The sequence below is a fragment of the Alkalibacterium psychrotolerans genome (assembly GCF_054784355.1).
Genome location: NZ_BAAGPH010000047.1, coordinates 49,890 through 59,288, shown reverse-complemented (window position 1 = coordinate 59,288; position 9,399 = coordinate 49,890). Strand labels below are relative to the sequence as shown.

Annotated in this window: 10 protein-coding genes, 1 pseudogene and 1 riboswitch; of the genes and pseudogenes, 1 reads left to right on the top strand and 10 read right to left on the bottom strand. The window is 42.9% G+C overall.

All coding sequences use genetic code 11. The features are described from left to right. Positions 1-117, top strand: a pseudogene (locus tag ACYVLS_RS08810) (IS30 family transposase); the annotation flags it as partial. Between the two features lie 112 nt (positions 118-229). Here the strand turns inward: ACYVLS_RS08810 and ACYVLS_RS08805 are convergent. The 10 genes from ACYVLS_RS08805 to thiM form a co-directional block, all read right to left on the bottom strand. Further along, positions 230-574, bottom strand: coding sequence for a DUF3784 domain-containing protein (locus ACYVLS_RS08805; protein ID WP_460323670.1), 345 nt, complete (start codon positions 572-574; stop codon positions 230-232). Positions 575-660: 86 nt separating this feature from the next. Continuing rightward, positions 661-1,215, bottom strand: coding sequence for a hypothetical protein (locus ACYVLS_RS08800; protein WP_460323668.1), 555 nt, complete (start codon positions 1,213-1,215; stop codon positions 661-663). A 24-nt stretch (positions 1,216-1,239) separates the two neighbouring features. Further along, positions 1,240-2,082: a patatin-like phospholipase family protein gene (locus ACYVLS_RS08795; protein ID WP_460323666.1), complete on the bottom strand. Its 843-nt coding sequence runs from the start codon at positions 2,080-2,082 to the stop codon at positions 1,240-1,242. Between the two features lie 558 nt (positions 2,083-2,640). Beyond that, a complete protein-coding gene (locus ACYVLS_RS08790) occupies positions 2,641-3,285 on the bottom strand; it encodes an Ltp family lipoprotein (protein WP_460323664.1) in 645 nt (214 codons plus the stop codon). Positions 3,286-3,558: 273 nt separating this feature from the next. Next, positions 3,559-3,990 carry a hypothetical protein gene (locus ACYVLS_RS08785; protein WP_460323662.1) on the bottom strand — a complete coding sequence of 144 codons (432 nt, stop codon included), beginning with the start codon at positions 3,988-3,990 and terminating at the stop codon, positions 3,559-3,561. Positions 3,991-4,201: 211 nt separating this feature from the next. Next, positions 4,202-5,113, bottom strand: a complete 912-nt coding sequence (locus ACYVLS_RS08780) for an alpha/beta hydrolase fold domain-containing protein (protein ID WP_460323660.1) — start codon at positions 5,111-5,113, stop codon at positions 4,202-4,204. Positions 5,114-5,260: 147 nt separating this feature from the next. Next, positions 5,261-6,853, bottom strand: coding sequence for a hypothetical protein (locus ACYVLS_RS08775; RefSeq protein ID WP_460323658.1), 1,593 nt, complete (start codon positions 6,851-6,853; stop codon positions 5,261-5,263). 319 nt (positions 6,854-7,172) lie between these two features. Continuing rightward, a complete protein-coding gene (locus ACYVLS_RS08770) occupies positions 7,173-7,877 on the bottom strand; it encodes a thiamine phosphate synthase (RefSeq protein WP_460323656.1) in 705 nt (234 codons plus the stop codon). Then, positions 7,870-8,178 (bottom strand): MTH1187 family thiamine-binding protein, encoded by a 309-nt coding sequence (locus tag ACYVLS_RS08765; protein WP_460323654.1) that lies wholly within the window; start codon positions 8,176-8,178, stop codon positions 7,870-7,872. The genes ACYVLS_RS08770 and ACYVLS_RS08765 overlap by 8 nt, the downstream gene beginning before the upstream one ends. A gap of 1 nt (position 8,179) precedes the next feature. Next, positions 8,180-9,016 carry a hydroxyethylthiazole kinase gene (gene thiM / locus ACYVLS_RS08760; protein WP_460323652.1) on the bottom strand — a complete coding sequence of 279 codons (837 nt, stop codon included), beginning with the start codon at positions 9,014-9,016 and terminating at the stop codon, positions 8,180-8,182. 76 nt (positions 9,017-9,092) lie between these two features. Further along, positions 9,093-9,190, bottom strand: a riboswitch (TPP riboswitch). Positions 9,191-9,399: the final 209 nt, after the last annotated feature.

Here is a 9,399-nt window from a genome sequence, read left to right as displayed (position 1 = left end):
GCCTCGTCAATCGCTAACAAAAGAAATAGAATACCTAGAAAATCGTTAGACTATAAAACACCAGTTGAAGTATTTTTGGAACATGTACCAGATTGGACATTGTCTAGCTTAATTTGACAAACTAAAAGATGAAAAAAAGAGAGGGCATTTTCCCCTCTCTTAATCTTTCTTAATAGTTAGTTATTCATTTGATTTTAGGTTCACTAATTTATGAACTGTTTTTATTATTTTAAGATTTTAAATTCTTTTCATAATACTCTCTTCCCCACTTTGTATTACCATCATATCTCTGTGCGTAGGCTAGGACAATAAACGTGCCAACTAAAAATATTACCGTGACAGGAGTCGGATTAATATTCATCCCAAGAAATTCGAGTAAAGCCAGGATAAGGAAAAACGCTCCACTGATGTAACCATAGAAACCAAGTAGTTTGCCAAGTGCTTTTGTATCCACTTTTTTCTTCTTTTCTTTGGGCATAGTGTTATAGCCAGCAATTAGCATATCCATCTTCTTGACATGCACTAAAAATCCAATGACGAGCATGATTAAACCCATAAACAGGTAAGTTAACATTATAATACCTTCTTTCCATATACATCTCGTTAAGAATAGTTTTCAATGTAGTTGCTTAAAACTAAATCTAATAAATTACCTATCTCCTACTCAAACTCCATCTGTGGGCGCCATTTGCCGTCGGAGGCGTTTTTGAGGAAATCATAGGTCTGAAAGGCGCTGGCGTTGGCACCAAAGACGTCGGGGCCTTTTTCTTTATCGATGGCACCGAGTTCATACAGGACCCAGGTCATGTACTTTTTGGCCCATTTCTTGTCCGTTACCTGATAGAGTCTGGACAGTGCAATTGCATCTCTGTCTTCAAACACATCATCGAGCGTCTTTCCTTTTTCCAGTTCATTTTTAATATGAGCGCTCAGCATATCAAAAAAGAGTTCCTGTTCTTCAACTGTTGCTGTACCGTAGTGGGTCATCACTTTAAACACGGCAATCAGTTCGATAATCTCTTTGTAGTCCGGCAAGTCATAGCGTGTTAACAGATACTTTGCGTCGTCTCGTGTGTTTTCCATGGCTTCGATAAAAGTCTTGAATCGATTCAGATTATCTTCATAGACCACTTCGTTTTCGTTCAAATCAGGGTCAAAATACAGGTATTCCGCCACCCAGGGTTTTTCTTCGATTAATTCAGTCAGTGCACTCATTTTTACTGTTCCTTCTCCCTATTGTTAATCTTCTAGATACTGTTTTAATTCCGCGAGCCGCTGTTTAACGTCCTGGACACCTAAATCATACATGGCCTGCAGCTTGTTCGGGTCCCGCTCAAGGCGTTTTACCGGTAGCGTTTTCGATGGTCGGATGATAAAAGCTTCATTGGCCTGTTCTTCTTTTGTTAGTTGTTCAACAGTAGCGTTATAATTCTGATAGCGCTGTTTAAGTGAGTCGCTGAATGCCGGGTACCGTTTATACCAGCGGTCAATCATGAATTCATTTGGCTTGCTTTTGCGGTAATCGAGCGGTCGGGTCAAAATGACAATCCGCTTTTTAAACCCTAACTCTCTGGCTTTCTCATAAGGGATACTGTCAGCCACTCCCCCATCAAGGTAGAGTGTGCCGTTGATATCCACTGGTTTGGACACAAATGGCATAGAGCCGGATGCTCTCAGCGTTTCCATTTCGTTAAAGGGATCGGTAATTTTTGTGTATTCAGGCAGGCCTGTTTCCATATTGGTTACCGTCGCATAAAAGTCAGTTGAGGACTGCTTGAAAGCCGCTTCGTCAAAGACATCTAGCTTGAAAGGAACTGTATAGTAAGCGAACTGCTTGTTCACCATGTCTCCCGTTGTAAAAAGACTTCTTAAGCTGATGTAGCGCTTGTCTTTAATATAAGCTTTGTTGTATCTTAAGGCTCGGCCTTTTTGCTTCGAAACAAAATTAATGCCGAACAAGGCTCCTGCCGAGACGGTTACCATGCCGTCCACGTGAATCGATTCATCCAGTAAGGTATCGAGAACCCCGGCTGTATAAAGCCCACGCATTCCGCCACCTTCAAGTACCATTCCTGTTGTCATGTGCTCACCTTTACTCAGTTATTCTTACAATAAGTAATATGTAGATAATTTAACTATACCATTTTTAACAGGTGAAATTAAAGAACCTATGCCGGAATTCGACATAGGTTTCTCGTTATCCAAAAGTCGTCATCTTCTCGCCTTATATAGATAGTGGCTGTTCTGACTACATTTTTAACATTCAGGAAGCTTTAAAATTATAGACCGGTCTGATGTGTTCTAAGATATCGACCGTCTCATCTATGTTGCCGATTATTTCAGTAATGTACAGGAATAAGATAAGGAGTGGCCAAAGTAATAATGTTGGGAGCAAGAGAATTCCTCCTCTAATGAGCGAAAGTTTGAAAATAAAAATCTATGTAAAAAGAGGGTTGAATGAGGTGCTTTAGGAGGATGTTGGACGGCTATAAAACAGCTGATTTTGTAAGGAATAATGACTATGTCCTATTAAAGAAAGTCTATCATATAAAGTCCGTAATAAGAATCAATATACAGCAGAAAATAGCCCACACATTAACTTAATAACGTGTGGGCATGAAGTTGATTTCTATTAGTTAGTTAATCCAGATTATCTAAAGCGTATTGTGCCTGTTCATTGGTAAAGCCTGAATATAAGAGCTGCTCAAATAATCTTTCATTTGACATAGAAGTATAATCAAGATAATCATGTGCTTGCTGCAGCGCCTGTGCATTCCAGTCTGCCTCTATCGTTTCCACAGCATACCGTGCCTGTTCATCTTCAAAACCGCCATAGACTAACTGGTCAAATAAGCCTTCTTTAGAAAAAGCTGAGTAGTCCAGATACTGCTCAGCCTGCCTCAAAGCTTCTCCCTCCCAGTCTGCTTCTATTGTTTCGACGGCATATCTTGCAGATTCTTCTGGGTAGCCTTCGTAAAGCAATTGGTCGTATAAACCTTCCTTAGAGAAAGCAGAATAGTTTAAGTACTGTCTAGCGGATTCTAACGCATTTGAATCTTCTCGAGAGACGTCATCTGCTTCGTTTTCTGTCTCTTCTTCTTCTACAACCTCTTCTTCAATTTCTTCCTCTTCCTCCGGTTCTGGTTCTGTTACTTCTTCTTCCTGCTCCTCTTCAGCTTCTTCTTCCTCGTCAGTATCTTCTTCACCTTCATCTGTATCCGTGTCAATTTCCTGAGCGACTTCTGTTTCATCTGCTTCAGTCTTAGCGTTATCCTCATCATCCATTGTAGCTACTCCAATAATAAGGAGTACAATCACCCAGACCCACCACTTTTTATAAAATGGCTTTTTTCTTCTCGAAACGTCTGTATCTTGATGCATAGATCTTTTTTTTAGCCATGTTTCTTCCTCCTCATATTATATGTATTCCAAGGTTAACTACTTCATTTAACCCCATTTATCTTCCTTACCTTATAAGCTATTTTCCGGCAACCTCATAAGTGTTTAAGATTTTGATCGTTTTCGGGAGGGACAATTCCACTAATTAGTTTCAGTACCTTAATCATTCTGAATCGCCCCTTCGATTGCTTCGTTCATTTCTTCCGTATAGCTTACAAATTGTGGATATTCACTTACGCGCCTTCGAATAGCCACGTCGCCATGAAATGTAATGTAAAATTCGATTACACCGCTTTGGTATTCGCCGTTTGTACCTTCCGTTGTCCGCCATTCTATTACGCCATTGTTCGCATCATCATCCATTTCAACATTTTCGATAATAAATTCTGCGTCTGCATATATTTCACGTTTTGACGTTTTAGGTTCTTCGCCTACTTCCGCGATGCGTTCGGTTTCTCTTTGTGCATGGTTCGCCGTTGCGAATTCTATCCGGTTTACCATGAAAAATGCGACACCCCCGACGATTATCAAGCCGATAAGGAGGACAGAAATCGTTCCAACTACGTAAATAAAGGCATCTTTTAGTTTCATTGTTAATCAGTCCTTTCGCTTATTGAATTATATATGCCTGATACTTTTAATATCCACGATAGTGTTATATGTATTGAACTACTTATATTAAGGGTAACATGAGTTAATTTTGAATTCTATGAATATATGATAATTTATTAGTTTAATTGTTCTTAAATAAAAAAGGTCAGCCTATAAAAAATAGACTGACCTTTACTTAATACTCTATACTCTACTGGTCTGATTCATAATGGCTCTTCAAAAAGTCAATGATAATAGCCAGCACTTCTCTAGTAAAGAACGGACCGCCTCCGTGATCGGCTTCATCCACGCAATAGAATTCTGAGTTAATCCCCAGCGACTGGCATAAATTTTGTAGTTCAGTACTTTGTTCAAATGGCACGATGCTGTCGCTGTTGCCGTGCATAATTAATAGTGGTGGATAGCTCTCTTCTTTATTTAAGTAATGGCGGACCGATGCGCGCAGTGCTTTATCCCAATCATCCAGTTTCAAAAAGTCGCCTAGTAAGAGGTTCTCCGGACTAGTCGGACTGTCATGAGGAACCGATGACTTATATTTGGCGATAGTTGTGAAATCCGAGACACCATATAAATCAATAACGGCCCTTAATTCAGGCAAAGGCTCATTAGTTATGTCTAAATCTTCTGTATTCCAAGTAGCCCAGCTCATCAGTGCGGTATGTCCCCCACTAGAATCACCTGAAAGAAACAGGTTGTTCATATCCAGTCTTAGTTCTTCTGCGTGAGCGGCAAGGTAGCGTACAGCTGTTTTCGTGTCTTCAATTTGACTTGGGAACTGGCCGTCGGGTATGGGCAGGTATTCTACTACAGCGAGAATAAAGCCATTCGTGACAATATCTTTAAAGTCATGCACGTGGCCATTCAAGTTCTGATTGAACCAGGCGGACCCTTGAACATGAACGAGAACAGGATATGTCGCGTTCTCCATGCCGTGCTGATCGGGATAGACGAGCTTGATATGGAGATTACACCCGTTTTTCCGTGTATAAACGATGTCTTCTCTGTCCATATGGGCCAGGACATTTGTTAAATCAGCCTCGATAGTTTTCATACCGGAAGCTGTCGCTTGGGACTTTAGAATAGATAAGTTTTCTTCTGTCATTTTGTGAAGGACACACCTTTCGTAAGTAACTGTCTATTTTGAGTGTAAGCGACTTGTCAGGACGTGTCAATTGCGAGTGTAACCGGTTGTGTTTAAAAATGAAAAAAGCACAGATCCTCTATTAGCGAGGTATCTGTGCTGGCATACTTAATCTAGAATAATCATTCTGAACTCGTTGTCGTCGTTTACTTCCCCTTCGACTGCTTGTCCTTCTTCGACGAAAGGCAGTGAATCATGAAGCGTAATGTCGGCTTTATAAATGCTACCATCAATCATGAAGTAGTAAATCGTATTTCCGGAAACGACTGCCTGAGAAATGTTTTCAACCTGTCCTTCAATAAAGGTCAAGGCTTCCTCATCCATCTCGACAATCTCATCGAGGTCGTCCCCTTCGCTGTCGGACACGCTGCGTCCGTTCAGTTGGGCAATCAGTCCGTCAACAGTTTCACTTGTAATAACGCGCTGATAGTCCTGTGCATCCACTAAGGCATAGGAGCGCACTAAACCGGAATCATCTTTTAGAGATGAAATGTAATAAGGTCGTTCATTCAAGCTAATCAGCAGCGGGAACATTGAAGTAAAGCGCATCTGCTGCAGAGAGCCTTCCGCAGAATCCATGGCTGAAAATTCATCAGCTGACGTCACCGGATAGTACTCTGCTGCTTTCGTCCGCAGGTTAACCAGATAAAAGCCGATGTTCGATGCATCTCGGTTGATGGATGTCACGCCGGTATAGAGGTAGACATCATCATTCATTGGAATATAGTTATATCCGTCAGTTGTTCGGGTGACACCTCTTTTGGCAAACACAGAGTTCAGGAAGCCGTCGCTGTACTGTCCACGGTAATTGAGCTGTTCCAAAATGAGATTTGCTGAGTAAACCCGGTCCACCCATGATGGCATATTGCCCAAATCATAGTCTTCTGTTTCACCTGTTACGGCGTCCAGAATAATCAGACCGGTCGGTTCAAGCTGTCTGAACCAGAAGGCATTCTCATACGTGGTGGCAATGTAGTAAGGGTGCCCGTCGTCATCGACTTCAAATGACGGATTTTCAAACAGTGTGGTCGGGTATCTGAAACGCAAATGACGTTTGACGTTTCGGTTTAAGACTTCTGAGTCAGAATATTTAATGTTTTCTTCCAAGTCCCCCACTTCAACAGCCCCGGAAACCATGTCCACTTTCAGGTAGTTGGGGATTCCTTCGCTTCGGTTATTAAACCAGCGAACAAAACTGGCGTACTGCAGAGGGGTGACGCGGTACGGATTATTATCGATATTAATTTGTGTATAGGTCTCTGCTGGTACAAATTGGGATACCAACTCACTCATGGAACCGATGCGGCGGTCTCCCAGGCGCTGTGCAGTATCTCTGTCCATCATAGGAATAGAGGATTCATCCATGCTTGGAAAATTCGTCTCAAAACTTTTTTCCTCTACCTCGATAAGCTCGGCATAATCAGTCGAACGGAAAATTACACCATTGACCAGATTCCCGATGCCAATGACAAGAACAAGGACAATCGGTAAGGCAAGCAGGCCATACTTGATTAGTTTGTTTTTGACGCCGATCTGATCGATGCTGACTTCAATCGAAATAACGATGATAGACAACATTAAAAGCAAAAATCTGAACTGCTGAGAATGGATATTTAATGCGGGTGTCGTTATGTAAAAGACAATCAGTGCAGTGATAAACAGTCCGATATACGAACTGATACGTTTTCTAATGGGTGACATTGAATCTTCCTTTTCTGTTGACAAATTTACCTGTTCCAGACTTATCTAAAATTAGGCACCTCTTTAGTATAACGAATTGTGAGTTTTACACAATGTTTTTTGAAAAGACGGTCAAATAAAGGGCTGTTTAGATAGTTTTGGCCGGCCAAAACTTCCTTTTAATAATCGAAAGCGTCGAGTAGTGAGCTGAACTACATTTTTTCGGAAAATTCTTTAGTTTATCTTAGTGAATGAAGACTGAACTTTACGTCAACACAAAAAAGTGAAGTTCAGCACTCCCATCAGAAGCTGAACGCCACTTTTCCACTAATTTATTTAGTTAAGCTGGCTGATTACTTTTCCAGGACGAAATAAATTGCTCAGCTTCGTCTTTTGGATTGTCCGCCTGGGATAAGGCTGAGACAACGAAAAAGCCGTCTATGCCGGTCTGCGCCAGCTGGGGAATGTGATGCAGCTTCACGCCACCGCCAATCACCACAGGAATGGGGCTGATTTTTGCCAGTTCGGCTATCTCGTCATACGAACGCGTAATGACCTGTCCGGAAGCTGTGGCCCCGCAGTCGGGTTTCGTTTCTGTTTCATGCAGCGGCCCTCCACCGAAGTAGTCAATTATGTCCGTGTTCTCACTTTTTACATAGTCGAACAATTGTTCCGTACGCGTTGAAAGGCCAATTACGGCATCTTCGCCTAAATACTTCCGGCAGACATCTACCGGTATATCCGACTGACCGACATGAATGCCATCGACTTTGATGCCTTGTTCTCTAGCAGCCAGGACCACGTCGAGCCGGTCATCCACCAGTAAGGTCACTTCATCTCCGCGGCCACTTTCTTCTATTACATCAGCGGCTTCTTTAGTGAGTTGAATCAGTTCTCTGGCAGATGCCACTTTCGAGCGAATCTGGATGCAGGTAAAACCAGCCTCCACCACCTCTTTAATAATAGGCGCGACCTCTCTGCCGTTGGTATTTTCAGGACCAACGACAAAGTAAGCAGACACGTCCACTTTTGACTCCCTAGGCATCGGGCTCACCTAAACGGTCATTAATTTTGTCCACTTTTGAATGGAGAGTATTCTCGTGGCCTGGACGAATATCGGCTTTCAAAACGACTTCTGTGCGAATGCCTTTATCCGTCAGAACCTGCGTGGCTTCTTTGACAACTTTCATGACCTCATCCCATGGCCCTTCAATTTCTGTAAACATGGATGTGGTGCGGTTAGGCAGGCCGGACTCACGAATGACTTTGACAATTTCTGCAACCTGATCAGCCAGTTCATCTTCTGATCCGACAGGTGCAATAGCAACAGCTACAAGTGTGTTCATATTAATCGACTCCTTTCACTTCAAATGGATTTGTGGCAATGTCTTCGGGTGTAGCTTTATACAGTTCGTCTAAAAATGCAGTCTGAAAGCTGGCTGGCGCATCCACTGTGTCTTCTGCCCGCTGGCCGCTGACGTTAAAGGCCTGGACAGCTGTTAAAGCAGCGACAAAGGGGCTGGCACTGGTCAAGTAGACCGCAGCGGCGCCTCCTAGTGCACAGCCGCCACCGGTAATCTTCCCGAGGAAATGAGAGCCACCGGTACTTTCAGCCATAAGTGTTCCGTCGGTTACAAAGTCGACTTCTCCGGAAACAATGACAGCACCCCCGGTCCATTGAGCCAGTGAGACAGCTGCAGCTTTCGCTTCCTCTACCTGATTGGTCGAATCGACGCCGCGAACTTGAGATTCACCGCTCCCGCCTTCCAGTTCCCAAAGGCCGGCTAAAGCAATGACTTCAGAGGCGTTTCCTTTGATAATCGTTGGTTTGTAGTCTTTAAACAGTTTCAGCATATCTGTCCGGAGCTGACCAATGCCGATAGCGACTGGGTCCAGCACCCAAGGCTTGTGAGCATTTTTCAGCGCCTTGACGGTTTGGGGCAGGGTTTCTTCGTAAATCGGCATCAGTGTGCCCATATTGATATAAGTCGCACCGCCGGCTTTCGCGAGAAACTCCCCTTCATCCGGCAAATAGACCATCGCAGCTGATCCGCCTGTAGCAATTTGTGTGTTGGCCACAAAGTTAATGGTGACAGAATTAGTGATGGAACCGGCCATCGGGTTGGTGTCCTTCACTGTCTGAACGGTTTTGGTCATGTCTTTGATTAGTGAATCTTTAGTCATGAATGAATCGATCCTCTCTTTTTTTGTAATAAAAAAGGGCTCAGCTACTGTGAAGTAGACAAGCACCGGAAAGTCAATAATGGCTCATATTGATCCCTACGCTAGTCTGAACTAACAGGTTCAAAGGGTCAGGTTTAACCTTCTCAACTCCAAGGAGTCCCCCTTCAATATATCGAAGCTATTCAACTGTTATGTGTAAAAAGCACTGAATTCCTTTTCCATGTCCAGTTTACCATAAGTTAAGATTCTGACAAAACGATAGTCGAGAGAAAACGTGCCGTTTTCTTACCTTATAATCTTTAAAATCGTTTTTGTGCATGGACTCGGCTCGCTGCTTTTCTTCAGTTGCCGGTCAAACGACTTTAGACCCGGAACTCAGTGAA